The sequence below is a fragment of the Sphingomonas sp. OV641 genome, from assembly GCF_900109205.1.
In the GTDB taxonomy this organism is placed as follows: Bacteria; Pseudomonadota; Alphaproteobacteria; order Sphingomonadales; family Sphingomonadaceae; genus Sphingomonas.
Map to the genome: position 1 here is coordinate 36,444 of NZ_FNZB01000006.1, position 17,866 is coordinate 54,309.

17 protein-coding genes are annotated in these 17,866 nt (G+C 66.4%); 4 read left to right on the forward strand and 13 right to left on the reverse strand.

Features of this window, described 5'->3' with window-relative positions:
* Positions 1–392 precede the first annotated feature (392 nt).
* Positions 393–1,700 carry a hypothetical protein gene (locus BMX36_RS18250; protein ID WP_062126483.1) on the reverse strand — a complete coding sequence of 436 codons (1,308 nt, stop codon included), beginning with the start codon at positions 1,698–1,700 and terminating at the stop codon, positions 393–395.
* Between the two features lie 75 nt (positions 1,701–1,775).
* Here BMX36_RS18250 and BMX36_RS18255 point away from each other — a divergent pair, with 75 nt between their 5' ends.
* Positions 1,776–2,300, forward strand: coding sequence for a hypothetical protein (locus tag BMX36_RS18255; RefSeq protein ID WP_016510268.1), 525 nt, complete (start codon positions 1,776–1,778; stop codon positions 2,298–2,300).
* 63 nt (positions 2,301–2,363) lie between these two features.
* Here BMX36_RS18255 and BMX36_RS18260 read toward each other — a convergent pair whose 3' ends face one another.
* From BMX36_RS18260 to BMX36_RS18305, 10 genes are all read right to left on the reverse strand, one after another.
* On the reverse strand, positions 2,364–2,882 hold the full coding sequence (locus tag BMX36_RS18260) for a thermonuclease family protein (RefSeq protein WP_037447358.1): 519 nt from the start codon (positions 2,880–2,882) through the stop codon (positions 2,364–2,366).
* Entirely contained in the window at positions 2,879–3,124 is a 246-nt protein-coding gene (locus BMX36_RS18265) for a hypothetical protein (protein WP_079247040.1), read from the reverse strand. The genes BMX36_RS18260 and BMX36_RS18265 overlap by 4 nt, the downstream gene beginning before the upstream one ends.
* On the reverse strand, positions 3,121–3,744 hold the full coding sequence (locus BMX36_RS18270) for a DUF6927 domain-containing protein (RefSeq protein ID WP_010408917.1): 624 nt from the start codon (positions 3,742–3,744) through the stop codon (positions 3,121–3,123). Before BMX36_RS18270 ends, BMX36_RS18265 begins: the two co-directional genes overlap by 4 nt.
* A 37-nt stretch (positions 3,745–3,781) precedes the next feature.
* The gene (locus BMX36_RS18275) at positions 3,782–4,426 is read right to left on the reverse strand and encodes a hypothetical protein (RefSeq protein WP_010408914.1); all 645 of its coding nucleotides are present in this window, start codon (positions 4,424–4,426) and stop codon (positions 3,782–3,784) included.
* A gap of 51 nt (positions 4,427–4,477) precedes the next feature.
* Complete coding sequence (locus BMX36_RS18280) at positions 4,478–4,669, reverse strand: hypothetical protein (RefSeq protein WP_024310640.1); 192 nt, start codon at positions 4,667–4,669, stop codon at positions 4,478–4,480.
* An 84-nt stretch (positions 4,670–4,753) separates the two neighbouring features.
* On the reverse strand, positions 4,754–5,068 hold the full coding sequence (locus tag BMX36_RS18285; protein WP_010408907.1) for a DUF7673 family protein: 315 nt from the start codon (positions 5,066–5,068) through the stop codon (positions 4,754–4,756).
* A gap of 40 nt (positions 5,069–5,108) precedes the next feature.
* Positions 5,109–5,600, reverse strand: coding sequence for a hypothetical protein (locus BMX36_RS18290; protein ID WP_016510938.1), 492 nt, complete (start codon positions 5,598–5,600; stop codon positions 5,109–5,111).
* Between the two features lie 15 nt (positions 5,601–5,615).
* Positions 5,616–6,554: an ArdC family protein gene (locus tag BMX36_RS18295; protein WP_062126480.1), complete on the reverse strand. Its 939-nt coding sequence runs from the start codon at positions 6,552–6,554 to the stop codon at positions 5,616–5,618.
* Positions 6,555–6,679: 125 nt separating this feature from the next.
* Complete coding sequence (locus BMX36_RS18300) at positions 6,680–8,728, reverse strand: ParB/RepB/Spo0J family partition protein (RefSeq protein ID WP_037447387.1); 2,049 nt, start codon at positions 8,726–8,728, stop codon at positions 6,680–6,682.
* 164 nt (positions 8,729–8,892) lie between these two features.
* A complete protein-coding gene (locus tag BMX36_RS18305; RefSeq protein ID WP_050811008.1) occupies positions 8,893–10,617 on the reverse strand; it encodes a strawberry notch C-terminal domain-containing protein in 1,725 nt (574 codons plus the stop codon).
* A gap of 164 nt (positions 10,618–10,781) precedes the next feature.
* Between BMX36_RS18305 and BMX36_RS18310 the strand changes: the two genes are divergently transcribed.
* The 3 genes from BMX36_RS18310 to BMX36_RS18320 are packed head-to-tail and all read left to right on the forward strand — an operon-like array spanning position 10,782 to position 14,238.
* Positions 10,782–12,329, forward strand: a complete 1,548-nt coding sequence (locus tag BMX36_RS18310) for a tyrosine-type recombinase/integrase (RefSeq protein WP_093067876.1) — start codon at positions 10,782–10,784, stop codon at positions 12,327–12,329.
* A complete protein-coding gene (locus tag BMX36_RS18315; protein ID WP_093067879.1) occupies positions 12,323–13,237 on the forward strand; it encodes a tyrosine-type recombinase/integrase in 915 nt (304 codons plus the stop codon). The genes BMX36_RS18310 and BMX36_RS18315 overlap by 7 nt, the downstream gene beginning before the upstream one ends.
* Entirely contained in the window at positions 13,234–14,238 is a 1,005-nt protein-coding gene (locus tag BMX36_RS18320) for a tyrosine-type recombinase/integrase (protein ID WP_093067882.1), read from the forward strand. The genes BMX36_RS18315 and BMX36_RS18320 overlap by 4 nt, the downstream gene beginning before the upstream one ends.
* Positions 14,239–14,375: 137 nt before the next feature.
* Here the strand turns inward: BMX36_RS18320 and BMX36_RS18325 are convergent, their stop codons facing one another.
* Together BMX36_RS18325 and BMX36_RS18330 are read right to left on the reverse strand one after the other, a co-directional pair.
* Complete coding sequence (locus tag BMX36_RS18325; protein ID WP_024310636.1) at positions 14,376–16,832, reverse strand: strawberry notch family protein; 2,457 nt, start codon at positions 16,830–16,832, stop codon at positions 14,376–14,378.
* A 58-nt stretch (positions 16,833–16,890) separates the two neighbouring features.
* On the reverse strand, positions 16,891–17,730 hold the full coding sequence (locus tag BMX36_RS18330; protein WP_037447391.1) for a DUF7146 domain-containing protein: 840 nt from the start codon (positions 17,728–17,730) through the stop codon (positions 16,891–16,893).
* Positions 17,731–17,866: the final 136 nt, after the last annotated feature.

Consider the following 17,866-nt stretch of genomic DNA (forward strand, 5'->3'; position numbering starts at 1 on the left):
TGCGCGCCGGGAATCCGGGATTTCGAGCGCCACCTTTGAAGATCGACTTGAGGCTGCGCGGGCGCTCGGCTAGCCGTGCCGCGACCACGGTCATCCAGATCGCATCGCACCCCGTGGACGGCCTCGCGCCGCGCGCCTGATTGCAGCGCAGATGCTTCAGCAGGCCGTTCGACAGCGATCGCCGTCCACCCGCGCTGCGCAGCGTGACATGGTCGAACGTCGGGTAATCGGGATGATGGCGGGCGAGGCGCCGCGGGCTCGGCAGGGGCATCCCGCATCCGGCGCACAGCGACGACTGCGCCCAGCGCAGGATCCGCCGCTGGTTTCTGGCTTGGGTGGTCGATGCCATGATGCGAGAATGGTGGCCCTGGATTAAATTCCTGCCAACGACGTCATCCGATGTGCAGCTGGTCAAGCACGGCGGTTTCGAGACTGTCGCCTTCGAGATCCTCGGCATGGATCGTCACGACGGGGGCGATCTCGCGAAGTTTCTCGACCTGGCGCAGCTTCAGCCCGAGCGCATCGGCGTCGTCGCCGGTGACGACCTCGAGCGCCGCCTCGATCACCTCGCCGGTGGTGAAATCACGCAGGTCGAGAAGGAGGTCTGGACGCATCTCGCCGATCGACGTCGCGATATCGAACAGGAGCCGCTTGAACCCGACGCCGATGCCGCGCCGGCGAAGCCGGTACTGGAGATCGAGCAGGCCGACGATCGTCTTGCGTTCGGCGAGATTGTGGATCGCGACGAAATTGGCGGGGCGCGCGATCGGCTGCGCATAGGCGCGCAGGCACGCATAGCCCTCGCGCGGGTTGTGCTCGCCGACGACGGCCAGGACCAGATACGGCGGTCCGATGTGGCGCTGGTGGACGCCGATGTGGCGGATGCGGTTCTTGACGATCAGCTCGCGCCCTTCGGCAAGCGTGATGGTCGAGCCGGAGACGTCGATCGCATACAGGAGGAGGAAGGCCTGCGGGGCGTGCTCGCTCGGCCATTTCTTCGCCGCCTCGCGCAGTTTCGCGAACACGACGCCGCGTTCATAGGGGTCGATATGGGTGTAGAGATGGCGCGCGAGCGGGATGCCCGGTGCGATCTGGACCCGCTCGGCCGCGGCGCGCATCGCCGCGAACTCGCTCGCCATCGATGTCGTGCGCGGCTCGCCGACCTCGAGTGGTTCGACGACGTTGACCTGCGCCATTTCCATCAACTGCCACAGCAGGCGCGCGAGGCGCGGGATCGCGACGCCGCGGGTGCGATCGTCGGGTTCGCTGTCATCAGGGAGCTGCGCCAGCTTCTCGGGGGCGAGCCGGTGCGCCGAGAACAGCCCGTCGGGCTCGTTGATCGTGCGCGGGGTGGTGGTCGCCTTCTCGCGGATGCGGGGCGGCGCCTGCTCCCGGAAGAACGGGCAGTCGACGTCATGTTCGGGGCGACGCTGGCGGATGCTGGTGAGCCGGCGCAGGTAATAGGTTTCGGCTTCGGAGAGATAGGCCGGCGAGAGTAGCGGCGGGTCCGTCCCCTCCCCCAGGCAGTCGCAGGCTATCCACTGGTGATGATCGCGTGCCTTGACCACCATGATGACCGAGGCGCGGTGATCGCTGTCCTCGCCTTCGCCTGTGTACCAGCGCACCAGCGCCTCGCGCACCACGTCGGGTACGGGCGAGCGCAGGGTAAGACCCCGGGTATCGCGTGGGACGAGCCACATGGTGGTGAAGCTACTCCATAATGCTTGCCTTGTCGCCTTTGTTCACGTTACGTTCAATGAACAAAGGAGCTGGCCATGAAGCGTTCGGAATTTATCGGAGAGTTCGACCTCGATGCGGTGCTCACCGAATTGTCGGTCGATCTGGATATTCGCGTTACCCGGCGCATGCTCGCGGGGGCGTGCATCGGCAGCAATCCGGAGGATGCGTATCTCTCGGCGCGCGAGTTGCGGGAATCGCTCGAATGGATCCACGAGGGCGAGAACGAGGGCAAGGTCAAGCTGACCACGATCCTCAGCACCGCGTGCGACGATTTCCAGCGGTGCCTCTATTATTGCGTCGCCGGCAAGGGCGTCGTGACCATGCTCGACGATCTCGTCTGGCTGGAGAAGCTGCTGGAGGCGCGCGGTCGCATCGCCGGGCACATCTATCGCAACAAGCTGCCGGTGAAGCCGCTGGTCAATCCGTATGTCGCGGCCGAGCCGGATGGTCCGTTGGGCCGCTTCGACCCCGCGTTCGCGATCGGCGCGTCCTGGTCGCATGACCCGGGACCCGATTACGATTCCGACGATCGTGGCCCCGGTCCGAAGCTCAAGGGCTGACGACAAAAAGAAAAGGCGGTTCGGCAAGGGAGCATGCCGGACCGCCTCTTCCAGGGGGGGATATCAGTAACGCGCCTCGCACGCGAGCCGTTCCCCGCGCCGCCAGCGCGCCGGATCGATGAATTCTCCCGCATAGGCGCCGCGGCCCGCTGATCGCGCCTGTTCGGCCGCAGCGACATAGCGCGCGGCGCGCTGCGGATCGCCGCGCAGATATTGCGTCGCCGGCACCGCCAGACCCTGCAGGATCAGTTGCTCGCCCAGGTCGTAGCCGTCGACCGTGACGATGGCGATCGGACGGCCGTAGCTGCTCGCGCCGGTCATGCGGATCGTGGCGACACTGCTCTTGAGGATACGCGAGGCGGAATCCTGCGCGAACTTGCCGCACGGATAGCAGGCACCGTCCTTCGAGCACATCTGCTTGCGCTCGAAGGCGTCGGCCCCCGACAGGCGGAAATCGACCGAGACCGTGTCGCCGTCGATCGCCCGCCCCTCGCCGGTGATCGTCGCCCCGTCGCGGCCTTGGGGTTCCCCTGCCCCGCAGGCGGCGAGCGCGGCGATGCCGAGGAGCAGGGCGCCCCTCATGCGTAGCGCAATTCGACTTCGACGTTCGGCCCGTCGACGATGACCGGGAGGACGCGGAAGGGTTGCAGCGGATCGCCGGTGCGCACGATCGAGACCTGGCGTGCGCCGGCATCGAACATCCGCATGGCGACGCGCTGGGCATGGGCTCGGCTGCAGAGCTGCGACCGCTTCGGGCTGGGTGTGACGGGCGGATACGGGGCGGACATGGCGATGATCCTGACGTGGGGGATGTCGGCGATCAACCGAACACCGTCTTGTGGACGCGAGTTTCGGGCTTGGGCGGCACGAGTGTCCACGCCCATTTGCGAAGGTTACCGATCCGATATTTCGGGTAGCTGTTGCCGGGGATCGCGAGCGAGATCTTGCGGCCGCGCTTGTGGACGATGAACTCGTCTCCCTCATAGCCGTCAACGAAGGTGACCTTGCTCGGCAAGCGGATGTGCATGCCGTGTTCGAGCGGGCGTACCGGGGTCGCGAGCCGCTCGAGGCAGCGTCGGCGCCAGTCGAGCGCACCGGGATCGTCGGTATCGCCGAGCAGCGAGAGGATGCGCTCGGGGCATTCGGCCTCGCAAGGCCCGGCGTGTTCGGTCATATCCTTGTAGGCGAACACGAATCCGTCCTTGGCCCGCGGATTCCAGCTGACCAGGCAGACGGCCGCGAAGGCGGGTTCGTCGGTGCCGTCGGTCGACGGCACCACGGCCGCGTACCAGACCTTGTTGCGCAGGCAGGAAGAGGCGATGACGCGCAGCGCCTTGCCCTTCCCGTCGGCATCGCGGTTGTCGTAGGTGAATTGCGCGTCGAGATAGGCTTTGGGGCCTGTGTGCGGGAACATCGACGACAGCGGCATGCTTAGCCAGCCCATGATGGCGGTCCTTTCGCGTGTGTGGACGGGTGATCGATCAGCCGAACAGGCTGACCGGCTCGGCGACCGGCGGTGTGAGCCGCAATTCCTTGCGCAGCCGCACGGCGAACCGCTCGGGCGCGAGCAGGTCGCGGATCGAGGCGTAGCAGTCGCGCTCCCCGAGGTGATCGTGACGACCGCTGACGCGGCGGTAGATGACCTCGCGGTCGGCCATGGTGCCGTGGAGCGATAGCTGCATCCACAGCTCCTCGCCGTGGAGGGTGATCTCGCCGGACCGGGAGGCGTGGCTGCGGTTCGAGCGAAGGTCGTAGTGCGCGGGGTCGAGCCCCAGCGTTTCGGCGAGCCGGCGCAGCGCCTTGCGTCCGTCGCTGTGGAAGCGATCCTTGGCGGCCGCATCGTGCGCGACGCCGCGCACCGCGAGCGTCAGCAGCGCCGGGTGCTGTCGCAGCTCGGCGATACGGTCCATGCAGCGCCGCTTGAGGAGCGCGTCTTCGGACTGCCGCGCGGTGACGCTTGCGAGATGGCGGGCGAGCAGGATGACCGCGGGATCGGTCTCGAAGGCGATGCCGGCGTTGCGGCAGTCGTCGATCGCGCGGGTGATGGCGTGAAGGCTTGCTCCAATCGTGACCAGCGCGCTCGGGTCGAGCGCCTGCTGGTGGCGGAAGGCGACATCGTAGGGCATGAGCGATCTCCCGAGCGCCTCACGCGCTCAGAAATTCGCTCCCCCTCCCCTTCACGATAACCAGTTACGTAATTGCTCCGGTATTTCAGGATCGATGTCCTCGCCCGGTTGCATAGGCCGCAGACCCTGCTCCGCATCGACCGCGGCCTGCAGATGACAGGCGGCAACGGTCGCTCCGTCGTCGGTCGCGTCATAAAGCGCGAGCGCCTGCCGCATTAGCGCGAGCCGTATATTATCGCTCATGCCAGTCTCCCACTACGGTCTGCCGCCATGATTGCGTTCGGGGCAAACGAAAGCAGGCCCATAATGGTTGTAACGGCCGTGCGCTCATCGCAGCCTCCATCGGCCGACAAGGTCGACCATTGCGTCACGATAGCCCCACGCATCGGGATAGATCGCAGGCTCCTGCGCGAGCCAGGCCATGACAATTAGCATGTCCTCGGAAATGATCGCGTCGCAGTTGCTGAGGTGGAGGATGGGGAAGTGGCCGTTGTCGTCACCATTCCACCACGCCAGCAGGAAGTCCGCGACGCGCGCGGCCTGCCCGGTATCGGACGAGGCGACATCCACGAGGCGGCCGATCGCGGCGCCGACCTCGTCGAAGGCGAGTGCGCGGATGAGGGGGCGGCGTTGCGGTTGCATGGTGCGTATCCTGTCCTATCGGGTGGAAGCTGTCATGCGATCAGGATGGGGCGTGCTTCCCGGCCTGGGCGATCATCACGGCGACCGCCTCGTCGAGCGCGGCGTCATCGCCGTTGACCATGCGCGCCGACGGGGTGAGGCGTTGCACGCCGGCGAACACGATGGCGGGTGTCCTGCCCTTGAGCCGATAGCAGAACACCTGGTCGCCCTCGATCGTCACCAGCTTCGTCCGGCATTGCCGGCGCAGCCGCTTCGCCTCCTCGATCCGGGTGATGAGCGCCGCCACCTCGAATTCGAGGCAGTGCGGCATGACGCTGTCGCCGAGCCGCGAGACGGGCCGGTTGGCGGCGAGCCAGGCATCGACCGCCTGTTCGGTGACGCTGCCGACGGCATGGTAATCGTCCGCGGCGCCATGACCGCGGTTCGAGGCGAGGAAGGCGCGCTGCCCATCGATCCAGATCTCGGCCGAGTAGCAGGTCGTTTCCTCGGACAAAGCGTCGACCACCTTCAGCTTGCGCAATTCGATGTGCATGGTGCGATCTCCAGGTCATGCTGCGAGGGCTTCGGGTTGGTCGATCCCGGGCGCGCCACCCGCGGCGGCGTTATGGAGCCAGGTCACCGCCTGCTCGGCTTTCGCCGCGGCCTTGATGATCGCGCTTGAATCGCCCTTCAGGATCTTCAGCCAATGATCGACGTAGCTGGCGTGGTTGTCGTGCAGCTCGCCGGGCAGATTGAGGTCGGCGCACACCAGACACTGGCCGATGCAGGCGACCAGCTCCTCGAACGCATAGGCGTTGTCGCCGAACTTCTTGCCGAACTCGCGGTTGAGGCGCTGCGGCGCGCCCGAATAATGGACATATTCGTGCGCGAGCGTGCTGGCGTAATGATCGTCCGAGCGAAACGCGCCGCGCTGCGGTAGCTGGATATAGTCGCCGATCGGCGAATAGAATGCCTGATCGCCGCCATGCCGCACGGTCGCCGGCAGGCCTCCGAAGAAGGCATCGATCGCGGCGCGGTGCCGGCTCTCGATGCGCGGTTCGGGCGGTGCGGGCACCGGATAATAATACGCCGGGAGACCGTCGATCTGATCGACGTTGAACACCGTGTACGAGCGCAGGAACCGGATATTCTTCGTCGCCGCCTCGCCGGTGACGCGGTCCGCCTCGGTTTTCGAGAAGGTCGAATAATAGACGCTGTGCGCGCCATGCTCGCCGCGCCGTACCTGTCCGCCCAACTCGGTCGCCTGTCGGTAGGTCATCCAGTTGCGGCCAGAGAACCCCTGGGCGTCGCCGATCGCCCAGAGATAGAGCGCGTTGATGCCGGTGTAGGGCGTGCCGCAATGCCGCAGCGGTCGCCCCCCTGCCCCGGTCAGTCCCCAGGGGCGCGACCAGGGCAGGACGCCGGCTTCAAGCTTGGCGATTATGAGGTTGGTGATCTCGGCCGCGACATCGCGGCGTGGCGCAGTCGATTTGCGGTGAAAGGTCATGGGAAAGCTCCCTCGATGCGCGGGCCACGCGTGACGGTCCGCGGGTAAAAAGAAGGCGGCCGCCCCGGTGAGGGACAGCCGCCAAGGTGTGCCCGGGAGACGAACGGGCCGGGGGTATCGGGGGGCTATTCGGCCGCGATCAGCGCCTCGTCGCTGTCGATCCCGGCATCGTCGGCACCGAGATCATCGGTGTCGCCGTAGTCGTCGTCGTCGAAGCCCTCATCGCCGGGCTCGTCGTCGATTGCCTCGTCGGCACCGGCGACCGACACGAGATCGAACCGCATCGCGTCGGGCACCCAGGCCAGCGCCGCGTCCTTGGTCTCCGCCTCGGTGATCGCTTCGCCGGCGAACAGCTTCTCGCAGCTGGTCGAGATCTCGCCCTTCTTCGAGGCCATGTAGCGGGCCGCGAGCGGCGCGCCCCCGACGTTGGTGAGCAGCGCCAGCAGCGTACCCTTCGACACGCGGTCGAAGAAGTTCGCCGAGGTAGGGCGCCACCATTTGGCGGGTTCGATCTCGAGGATCGAGGCGAGCCGCGCATGGAGCGGGTTGGTGGTGACCGAGCTGTAATCGGGCTTGGCCTCGAGCGAGGTCGCCACCACGACCGCGAGCCAGGCCGCCTTGGCGTCGTCGCTGAGCGCGCGGAACGCCTCGAACCGCTCGACCGGGTTCGACCCTTCCGTCCACGACGTGTCGAGACCCTCGCGGGCTTCGGCGATCGCGACCTGCGCCTGCGTGGCGGGCTGATCCTTGGGCATCTGCGGGTCCTGCGGACGCCCTGCCCGAACCGTCGTCCCGTAGCGGCCGTAGCCGTGGCTGGGGTCGGCGAGGCAGAACAGCATATAGTCGAGCGCGAGCCCCGGATCGCCGAGGATCGAGGCGGCGAGGATGTCGCGGCGCTGGACCGCCAGTTCGTCATGGAGCCGCGCGCTGAGCGGCTTGCCGCCAGGAGCGACCGCCTCGGGCGGCAGGTCGGCGGTGCGACGCGACGACGGCGACGACGGCAGCGGCCGATCGTCCCCGGGCAGGCGGATCGGCGTTTCGCTGTAATAGGTCGTGTCGAGCGTCATCTTGCCGTCGCGGCCGAGCGTCAGGAAGACGCCGACCTGGCCCTTGACCTCGTCGGTCAGCTCGGGCGCCTTGTCGTGGATCGCCTGATATTCCTCGCGCAGCCGATCCGATTCCGCATCGAGCGCGGCATAGGTGTCGTCATCGATACCCTCGTCCTCCATATCGCTCTCGATGACCTGCACGCGCTCCTCGATCTTGTCGCAGCGCGTCTGTTCCTCGTCCGTCAGCGGCGCTGCCGGCAGCGTCACGCGGTGGAGGTCGGACGTGATGCCGTAGAGGCTGGTCGTGGCGACGGGGCGCACCCATGCGACGCCCAGTTCCTCGCCGAGCCGCTTGGCCTCGGCCTCCATCAGCGAGGCAGCGAGCGTCTGCGCGAGTTCCGGGTCGGTCCAGCGGTCACCGTCCTCGCTGAACAGTTCGCGCTCGATGCGGCCGCCCGCGGCGACATAGGCATCGGCACCGACCAGGATCGCGATCGGATCCGTCGCCTTCATCGTGTCGTTGGCGATCGCGCGACGGATCTGGTCGGCGTTGACGTAGGACGAGTGACCATACTGCTCGAACACGCGCTCCTGCTTGGCCTTGTCGGCCGTCGAGCCGTAGGCCTTGGCCATCTCGTAGGAGATCTTGCCCGCGGCCAGGGCTTCGAAGATCGGTTCGGCAAGATCGGCGAGGCGCAGCCGTCCCTCGATGAAGCGGCGGGTCTGGCCAAACCGTTTGGCGACCGCGTCGACGTCACCGTCGGTCTTGAGGAAGTGCTGGAACGCGACGCATTCCTCGGCGACGGTCATCTGCTCGCGCTGGAAATTCTCGGTCAGCGACACCTCGCGCAGGTCCGCCTCGTCGCCGGTGATGATCTTGACCGGCACGTCATAGTCGGCGGCAACGATCTCGCCGGCTTCGGCCAGCATCATCGCACCGAGATAGCGGCGATCGCCGGCGATTATCTCGAACATGCCCTTCGGGCGGGCGGCGGTCACCAGCAGGTTCTGCATGATGCCGCGAGCGCGGATGCTGGCGGCCATCGCCTCGATATTCTTGGGCGGGGTGGTGCGCACGTTCTTCTCGGAACGCTTCAGCTTCGCGAGTTTGACGGTCTGGGTCATCTATCGTCTCCATGAGCGGGAAAGTGTCCGGTGCACGGGTGTTTCCCCCGACCCGGACACCCCCCCCGCTCCTTCTCCCCTCTCGTTTCCCGCTTGGGCGGGAGGGCGACTGGGGCTCGCCGACAAGCGGCTACCTTGCTGCTAGCTGGCTGTTATCGTGCCGGTCAGGCCATCAGCTTTGCGAGAACCGCATCGGCCGTCTCGACGGGGATGAAGACGCGCGTCTTGTAGGCGATGATCTCTGTGAAGCAGCCGATCGACTTGAGCCACGCGAGCTGGTCGGCCGGTGCGCCGCTGATCTCGATGCGCGGCTTGGCGTTGACGCGTACGCGCTTCACCTCGCACACGAACGGTCGCCGGATCGTGACCGTCCCGCCCTCCATCGCGGCGCGCGCGACCTCGGCCGGGCTGAGCACGTCGTTGCTGTCGAGGCCCATCTTCGAGAACAGCGCCGGCACGTCGCCCGGGAACACCATGCGCCCGAGCCAGGAGCGACCCTCGGCATCGACCACGCGGTTGACCACGAGATGGTCGCTCGGCAGCGCCGACCAGATCGGCAGCAGAAGGCCGGTCGCGAGCCGGATCGTCTCGACGTCGAGCTTGCCGCGGATCTCGTCGACCTCGGCCGACCATTCCGCCTCGAACCGTGCGCGGCTGCATTCCTCCCAGGCCGTCTCGTAGAGATCGTCGAGTGCGAGATATTCGTGCCGGGTCGGACGCATCAGTTCGATGCGCGACACCGCCACCCCGTCCTCGGTCAGCCAGGAGCGCGCGTTGGTGCGCAGCGCGACCTTGCCCGACTTGCCGTTGCGCACGAACACGGCGGTCTGGTCGGTATCGGCGATGCGCAGCACGCGCTCGAGCGACATGGGGTTGCGGCGCCGGGTCACCTCGATCGTCAGCAGGTGCGAGGTCGCCTTGCTGACCGGGTCGGTGCGCAGGATCGTATCGTCGAGCACGGTCGCGGTCTCGACCGTCATCGTCTCGACGCCGACATCGAGTGTCCCCGCCTCGCGCGCGGCCGCGACCCGTGCCTCGACCAGCGCCAGGAATTCGTCAAAGATGCAGTTCTGGAGCCCGATCGGCAGCGCCAGCAACCGGTTGAGCCAGCGCTGGATGGGCGGGAGATCCTCCTTCAACACGCCGTCGGTATCGAGCAGTTCCAGGCCGGTGCGATGCTGGAAATCGGTGAGGTTGGTGCTGGTCAGCTTCCCCGCGACGAGCAGGTGATACCAGCTGATGAGCGCCGCCTTGGCGTAGTCGCTTTCGAGATTATCGGCCGGGTCGAACAGATTCTGCCCCCCGGTCTGGCGCTGGCCGCGCGTCAGAGCGCCGAGGCTGTCTAGACGCCGCGCGATGGTCGAGGTGAACCTGAGTTCGCCCTTGCAGTCGGTCGTGACGGGCCGGAACAGGGGCGAGCAGGCCTGATGCGTGCGGTGGGTACGTCCCAGGCCCTGGATCGCGCGATCGGCCCTCCAGCCCGGCTCCAGGAGCAGATGCGCGCGTTGCTGCTGGTTCTTCGCATCGAGGCTGGCATGATAAGACCGCCCGGTCCCGCCGGCGTCGGAGAAGACCAGGATGCGCTTGGTGCCTTCCATGAAGGCGGCGGAATCGGCCTGCGTGGCGCGGGCCGAGCGCGATTCGAGCTTCTGCCCTCCCCCGCTCACCGTGATGAGGCGCTTGGTGCGCCCCGTCACCTCGGCGACCATCTCGGTGCCGAACCGGGTGATGATGGCATCGAGCACGGCCGCGATCGGCGGCAGCGCGCAAAGCTGCTCGACCAGATTGTCGCGCTCGGCTTCGGCTTCGGGGTTGGTGACCGGGTGGCCGCTCTCGTCGAACAGCGGTCGCGAGCGCACCTCGCCGGTGTCATCGCGGAAGAAGGTCATCTGCTGGACCGGGAATGCCCGCGTCAGATAGTCGATCACGGCTTCTTTGCAGTCGCAGTTTATGTCGAGCGTGGCGGCGGGAGGCGCAGGTTTCCTTCGGTTTTCCATGATTTCACTCCAGATAACTACGGTTCCGTCGACCTCAGCAAGTCGAAGGAGCCAACATGCGAACACGATCATCACTGCCGTTTCGGACTGCCCCGCTCAGGGTCGAAGACCCGCCCAGTCACGGCGCTCTTCTCACCGCATTCCTCTCCTCTCTGTCCCTCGACGAGAAGTCAGGCTGTGCGGTTCTGTATGGCGCGGCGGTCCGCCATTTCCTGCATTGGCTGGAGCGGCATAGGACCGCGATCCGCACGATTGACGATCAGGTTGTCCGGCGGTTCGAGAAGCATCGGTGCCGGTGCCACCGGTATTCGGCGCAGCAAGCGCACTACAAGGCTGACCAAGCAGCAAGGGTCAGGCGCTTCGTCCGGTTCCTCGAAGATCAAGGCTACGTCGAAGTCGACGACGGGATCGACGATCTGCCACGGCACCTCGCCGACTATTCCGATGCGATCGGCCGCCTGCAACTCGCCGAGGGACCCGTGCAGGCCTATCGGTCCGAGGCCGAGCATTTCATGGCCTGGCTTCGCATTACGCGACGCCAATGGATCGATATCGACGACACGATCATCGACCAGTACGCTGCGCATGATTGCCGATGCCCGGTATGGCGCAAGCGCGGCAAGCTGGTCGCCACGGGCACGAAGCGGCGGCGGCGATGCGCACGGCACTTCGTCGAGTTCCTGCGAGGCCGCGGTGTCATCCCATCGGTTGAATCGGTGGCTGACGATGACCCGCACATGTCGGCTTACCTCACGTGGCTCAAGCAACATCGCGGCGCCACCGATGAGACGATCCGGCGCTACCGGACCGATATCAGACGGCTCATGCCGATGCTGGGCGAGCCTTCGCAATGGGATGCCGCCGAACTCAGGAGCGCATTTCAACGACGAAGCAAGGAGACGCCGGGCTCGGCATCGCTGCTCGTCACGATAATGAGGAGCTACATCCGGTTTCTGGTCGTGCGTGGCGAGTGCCGGCCTGCATTGTTGCATGCAGTTCCATCAGTGCAGCGCTACCGCCTTTCGACGCTGCCGCGCCACGTCGACCCGGCAACGATCGAGAGGATCATTGCGGCCTGCCCGACAGATCGTCCGGTAGAAGTCCGGGACAAGGCCATCATTCTCCTGCTCGCCAGGCTCGGCCTGAGGGCTGCCGATGTTCAGGACATGCGTCTCGACGACATCGACTGGCGGTCCGGCCACCTGACGGTCAAGGGCAAGACGCGTCGACCGGACCGTCTGCCATTGCCGCAGGATGTCGGCGACGCGATCTTGGCATATCTTGCGGCAGCCCGCCCGGAGGCCGCCGAAGAGCATCTGTTCCTGCGTGCACAAGCACCGTTTCGGCCATTCCGCTCGTCCGCCGAGATCGCGGGCATCGTCGCTCGAACGCGCGACCGCGGTGGGATCGAAGGAGTGCCGACCGGGTCGCACATATTCCGGCATTCGCTTGCCACCAACCTGCTGCGCGCGGGCGCAGGCCTGGAGTCCGTTGGGACCATCCTGCGTCACAGCTCGCCTGAGACCACTGCCATCTACGCCAAGGTCGATCTGCCGATGCTCATGAAGATCGCGCAGCCATGGCCGGGAGAACCGTCATGCTGAACATGCACATTTCCAGATACGTCTCGCTCCATCGCAGCTTGGGACGGAAGTTCTCCGAACAGGAACGCTTGCTGCGCCAATACGCCGATTTCGCCGGCCGCGCCGGTGACCGGCACACCCAAGTGCAGCGCATTTACGACTGGTGCCACACGGCAAGCTCGCAGAACGTGGCCCGCCATAGGTTCGACGCCGTACGTAACTTCAGCCTTTTCGCTCATGCTGAGGATCCAGCTCACGAGGTTCCGCCTGCGGGCGTCTTCGGTCGGGGCAAGCGGCCACGCCCGACCCCGACCATCATCGAACCGGAACAGGTCCGGGCGATCATGACCGCGGTATTGGACGTTGCGCCCCAAGGCACGATCAGCCCGTACACGTATCATTATCTGTTCGGCCTGCTGGCGGCGACAGGTCTCCGGATTTCCGAGGCCCTCGCTCTTCAATGCAACGATCTGGTCGAGGATGGCCTGATCGTCCGCAACGGCAAGTTCGGCAAGCAGCGGCTGATTACCCTGCAGCCATCGACCCGTCAGGCGCTCGAAGCATATCTCGCCACCCGGGCAAGGCTTGGCGCTACGGGCAATGACCTGTTCGTGACCATTCGGGGGAGGGCACCACACAAGGTGCGCGCCCACGTGGTGTTCGTCAGGCTGGCCCGGCAGCTCGGATACCGCGGACCGACCGGAACGGCCGGGATGCGGTTACACGACCTGCGGCACACTTTCGCCGTGCGTTCCCTTGAGTCCTGTCCGCGCGACAGGGAAGCCATCGCACACCACGTGGCCGGACTCAGCGTATATCTGGGGCATGCGTCGGTCGCCAACACCTATTGGTATCTCGAGGCCACTCCGGTGCTGCTGCGCGATATTGCTGCCGCCAGCGAGCAACTTTACCGGGGAGAAGCGGCATGACGGCACTCGCTCCGCATCTCTCGATCTACCTGCGCGAACATCTGCCGCGCGAACGTGCTGTCAGTCCGCACACGGTGAAGACCTATGCCAATTGCTTCGTCCTCCTGGTCCAGTTCGCTGCCGATCGGCTGAAGCGTCGGCCGACCGATCTCGAGATCGAGGATCTCGGCACCGACATGATCATGGCCTTCCTTGACCATGTCGAGAACGGTCGCGGCAGCTGTGTTCGGACCCGCAATGGCAGGCTCGCCGCGATCCGGTCCTTCTTCCGCTACATCGAGTATCGTATTCCGGCCTGCCTAGATCAGGCCCTTCGCGTCAGATCGATCCCTACCAAGAAGACCGACAAGGCGCTGATCGACTACCTCGACCGGGCAGAGATCAAGGCTTTGCTCGACGCCCCGGATCCCCGGACACGCCTCGGCACCCGCGATCGCGCAATGCTGCATCTGGCCTATGCTGGCGGGCTGAGGGTGTCGGAACTCGTAACGCTACAACTGCGCGATTTCCCGGACCGCTCGCTTTCGACCGTGCACATCTTGGGCAAGGGTCGGCGTGAACGGGTCCTCCCGCTCTGGAAGGAGACCCAGTTCGCATTGCGCGCGTGGCTTGCGATCCGCCCCGAAGCCGAGGTCGCCGAGATATTCCTCAATGCCAACGGGCAGCCGATGACACGCGACGGGTTTGCGTTCCGTTTGGCCGAGCACGTCAAGACCGCGGCAACGAAGCAGCCGTCGATCCTTGGAAAGCGCGTGACACCGCACGTGCTGCGCCATTCCTGCGCAATGCACACGCTCGCGGCGACAGGGGACATTCGCAAAGTCGCATTGTGGCTCGGCCATGCCAGCATCCAGAGCACCGAGACCTATTTGCGCGCCGATCCCGAGGAGAAGCTGCAGATTCTCGCGGCGCACGGCGCTCCTGCCATCAAGCCCGGGCGCTTCAAGCCGCCATCCGATGCCCTGATCACGATGCTCACCGACGTTCGAAGGCGGGCCTAGCCCGGCTCCGGACAACCCCCTGGCACTCATATTATCTGGAGTGAAATCATGGAAAACCGAAGGAAACCTGCGCCTCCCGCCACCACGCTCGACATAAACTGCGACTGCAAAGAAGCCGTGTAATGTTGAGCTCAACATTAGATGTACTCGCGCGGGGAGAGATCGATGTCGAGGTCGGCGCGCTCGTCGGGCGACAGTTCGCCCAGGCGGCGGTCGAGGATCGCCTCGGCGGTGCTGACCAGCTGCAGCACGACCGACTGATCGGCCGCCAGATGCTGTTCGATCGCCGCGATGACGGTCGGGAGCTTCGCTGACAGGAGGAGCGCCCCGAAGAACCGCTGCTTGCAGCTTTCGAACCGCGAGCGCGCCGCGGCCTTCGCGCCCGAGTTGAGCGTCTTGCCCTCGTTGCCGTCGACGACGCCGGTGAGTTCGAGCGCCTTTTCAAGGCCGCGATGGATGATCGCCCAGGCATCGGCATAGGTGTCGTACACCGCGATCTGTTCAGGCGTCAGCTCGTGGCGGAGGATGTCATATTCGACCCCGGCGAAGCTCAGCGCGCGCGCGGTGTAGAGGCCGGTCGCCTTGAGATCGCGCGCGACCAGTTCCATCGCCGCGATCCCGCCCTGCCGGATCTGGGTGATGAACGCCTCGCGGTTGGCGAAGGCGGTCTCCGGCCCCCACAGGCCGAGCCGCACGGCATAGGCGAGGTTGTTCACCTCCGACGCGCCGGTCGCCGAGGCGTAGAGCACGCGGGCGTCGGGCAGGTGGTTCTGCAGGAGAACGCCGGCGATGCCCTGCTGCGAGCCCTTCTTGGTGCCCATCGACCCTTCGCCACCCGCGACGCCGCCCATCTCATGCGCCTCGTCGAACGCGATGACGCCGTCGAAGTCGGCACCGGCCCAGGCGATGATTTGATCGAGCCGGGTGGCGTCGCCGCGGTTGGAGCGCAGCGTCGGATAGGTCACGAACAGGACGCCCTCGTCCATCGTGACGGGCTCGTCGATCTTCCAGCGCGAGAGCGGCTGCACATCGGCCGCGAGACCGCCGAGCGCGGTCCAGTCGCGGATCGCGTCGGCATGGAGCGCCTCGTTCTTGCTGATCCAGATGTTCTTGCGACGACCCGCCAGCCAGTTGTCGAGGATGACGGCCGCGACCTGCCGCCCCTTCCCTGCCCCGGTGCCGTCGCCCAGGAAATAGCCCTTGCGGTACGCGCGTCCGTCGTCGGAGAGCACCAGCCCCACGCCCTCCTTGTCTGGCTTGCTCAGGCCCGGGATATACTGGGTCCAGGCATGGCCGGCGTAAACGACGGTCTCGAGCTGCGAGGAGGACAGGAGGCGTTCGGTGACGGTGCGTTCGGGCAGCGACGGAACATGGACGGGGATCGGCGCGGGGATCGAGCCCATCGCGATCGATTCCACCAGCGCGGTCGGATGCTCGCCGGCAGCGTCGAACACGATACGGCTCGGCCGATAGGGCAGATAGACGCCGGACTGCTCGGCGAGTGGCGCCGGCGTCTCGAGTACCTGGTAGCCGACCGGGAGAACCTCGTTCCTGGCGAGAGCGCGGAAGATGCGCGGGGTGGCAGCGGGCTTCGATCTCACGCTGCGCAGGAGGGACAGCCCCCCGCCCCGCTTGACCGGCGCCGGAGTGGCGGCCTCCGGGATCAGATCCTGCCGGGGCGGGATGACCAGCGCCTCGACCAGGTCGCTTACGGCGCCGCGCTGGAGCGTGACCGTCGTGGTATCACCCACCGTCTTGTCGATGACATAGAGTCGCACCGCGACTCCGGTGCCGTGCTTGCCATAGGCATGGGTCAGCCGGATCGAGGTGCGCAGCGCGACGCTCGCCAGCGTCGTCGACCAGATCGTGCCCATGCGCGCGGAGTTGAAGAACCAGTCGGGCATGATCGCGACGACGCGCCCGCCAGGCCGCACACGCTTGATCGCCGCCTGCAGGTGGCGGACCGCAGCGAGCGCGTCGGCACCGCGGCCGAGCGAGCGCGAGAAGGGCGGGTTCATCAGGATGAGGCTGGGGCGCTCCGCGGATGCCATGACGCTGGCGATCTGCGCGCCGTCGTGGCCGGTAACGCTGGCTTTCGGGAAGGTGGCCGACAGCCGCTCGCGGCGCGCGGGATCGATCTCGTTGAGCTGGAGCGCCGCGATCGGCGGGAGGCCCGCTACCAGGAGACCGTTGCCGGCGCTCGGTTCGAGTACGATGTCATCCGCGCGTGCGTTCGCGAGCATGACCGTGATCGTGGCGAGATCGAGCGGGGTCGAGAATTGCTGCCAGTCGATCTGCTCCTCGCTGCGCACGGTCTGGGTAGGAAGGCGCGCCATAAGCCCGATCGCGGCGTCGACCGCCGGCGTGGTGCCTGCTGCGCATACCGCCAGCGCGGTCGCATGCTCCAGCACCTCGAAGCTCTCGCGCTGGGTCCAGTGACCATCGGCGTCGGTGCCGCCATAGGCGCGGATCATCGCGTCGTTGAGCATCGCTCGGGTGATCTTCGCGTCGCCGGCGATCGCGGGGAGCAGCAGGCGGGCGGCAGCGGTGGCATGGTCGGCGCGCGCGGGCGCAGGGTCGAACAGGTCGGTCATGGGGGTCTCCGGGTCTGTGGCTGCTCGTGCAGCTCACGACCCCGACCCCCCTTCCCTCTCAGGCTCCGGGTTTCACGACGTCGGCCCAGTCGCCATAACGTGAGGGTGGCGGTATCCGCTTCAGCGTCAGCCCGCGCGGCCGATAGGCGGCCCACGCCTTGCGTCGTGCGCGTCGGCCCTCGAAGTCATTGTCCTCGGCGAAGATCAGCGTGGTGACGCTATCGGGGATGTGGACACGGTCGAGCCGCGCCGCGCCGAGCGTCGCCCAGCACGGGATGCCGTGGATCTGGGTGAAGGCGGCCGAGGTCTCGAACCCCTCACCAAGCGCCAATGTGTCGGTGACGCGCATGCCCTGCCAGGTCGCACCTCCCGGCGTGCCGAGCGTCGCCTTGTCGAGATAGCCGCCATGCGCGAGGTCGAGGAAGATGCGCTGAATCGAGCGCAGCGTGCGCCCCTCCCGCGCCGCGATCAGCAGCGCCGGGAGGAACCGGGTATGCGGTTTCGGTCCCCACGGACAGCGCGGGTGGTAGCTCAGGTCGTCGAAGGCGCCGGTGATGCCGCGAAAGCGGAGATAGGCTTCCGCGGGCGTTCCGGCGATCGGCAACCCCTCGTTCCACAGCCGTTCGATGTTGGCGGGTCTGCCGGTGCGCTGTTCAGCGGGTGGGTCGTAGGTGCGTCCGGGTCTGATGCGCGCGATCTCGCGGAGCACGTCCTCGGCGGTGCAGCCGGCGAAGCAGTGAACGAGGATGCCGTCATGGCCCTGCCGGATCGAGAGGCTGGGATCGCTGTCGGCGTGGGCCGGGCAACGGCACATGGCGTTGTAGCCGTGCCAGGTGCCGCCGAGGGCGCCGACGATGTCCACGATGGTCTGGGTGGGTTTTAGCGCAACGAGGGGCATGACCGATCCTTTCTCGCTGCCTCTGACCCCCTTCTCTCTCTTCCTAGGTGACTCAGTAGCTGCTGGCTAGCAGCTAGCGGAAGATCCCCGTGTTAGCAGTTAGACCTCCGCTATCTAGCGTTGAGATGGCTGGTAT

Coding starts and splice junctions, on each gene's coding strand:
- BMX36_RS18275 (WP_010408914.1), bottom strand. CDS start 4,426: ATGCCCTACGATGTCGCCTTCCGCCACCAGCAGGCGCTCGACCCGAGC.
- BMX36_RS18325 (WP_024310636.1), bottom strand. CDS start 16,832: ATGACCGACCTGTTCGACCCTGCGCCCGCGCGCGCCGACCATGCCACC.
- BMX36_RS18290 (WP_016510938.1), bottom strand. CDS start 5,600: ATGCACATCGAATTGCGCAAGCTGAAGGTGGTCGACGCTTTGTCCGAG.
- BMX36_RS18305 (WP_050811008.1), bottom strand. CDS start 10,617: ATGACCTTCTTCCGCGATGACACCGGCGAGGTGCGCTCGCGACCGCTG.
- BMX36_RS18260 (WP_037447358.1), bottom strand. CDS start 2,882: ATGAGGGGCGCCCTGCTCCTCGGCATCGCCGCGCTCGCCGCCTGCGGG.
- BMX36_RS18300 (WP_037447387.1), bottom strand. CDS start 8,728: ATGACCCAGACCGTCAAACTCGCGAAGCTGAAGCGTTCCGAGAAGAAC.
- BMX36_RS18280 (WP_024310640.1), bottom strand. CDS start 4,669: ATGAGCGATAATATACGGCTCGCGCTAATGCGGCAGGCGCTCGCGCTT.
- BMX36_RS18315 (WP_093067879.1), top strand. CDS start 12,323: ATGCTGAACATGCACATTTCCAGATACGTCTCGCTCCATCGCAGCTTG.
- BMX36_RS18330 (WP_037447391.1), bottom strand. CDS start 17,730: ATGCCCCTCGTTGCGCTAAAACCCACCCAGACCATCGTGGACATCGTC.
- BMX36_RS18320 (WP_093067882.1), top strand. CDS start 13,234: ATGACGGCACTCGCTCCGCATCTCTCGATCTACCTGCGCGAACATCTG.
- BMX36_RS18285 (WP_010408907.1), bottom strand. CDS start 5,068: ATGCAACCGCAACGCCGCCCCCTCATCCGCGCACTCGCCTTCGACGAG.
- BMX36_RS18255 (WP_016510268.1), top strand. CDS start 1,776: ATGAAGCGTTCGGAATTTATCGGAGAGTTCGACCTCGATGCGGTGCTC.
- BMX36_RS18270 (WP_010408917.1), bottom strand. CDS start 3,744: ATGGGCTGGCTAAGCATGCCGCTGTCGTCGATGTTCCCGCACACAGGC.
- BMX36_RS18295 (WP_062126480.1), bottom strand. CDS start 6,554: ATGACCTTTCACCGCAAATCGACTGCGCCACGCCGCGATGTCGCGGCC.
- BMX36_RS18250 (WP_062126483.1), bottom strand. CDS start 1,700: ATGTGGCTCGTCCCACGCGATACCCGGGGTCTTACCCTGCGCTCGCCC.
- BMX36_RS18310 (WP_093067876.1), top strand. CDS start 10,782: ATGCGAACACGATCATCACTGCCGTTTCGGACTGCCCCGCTCAGGGTC.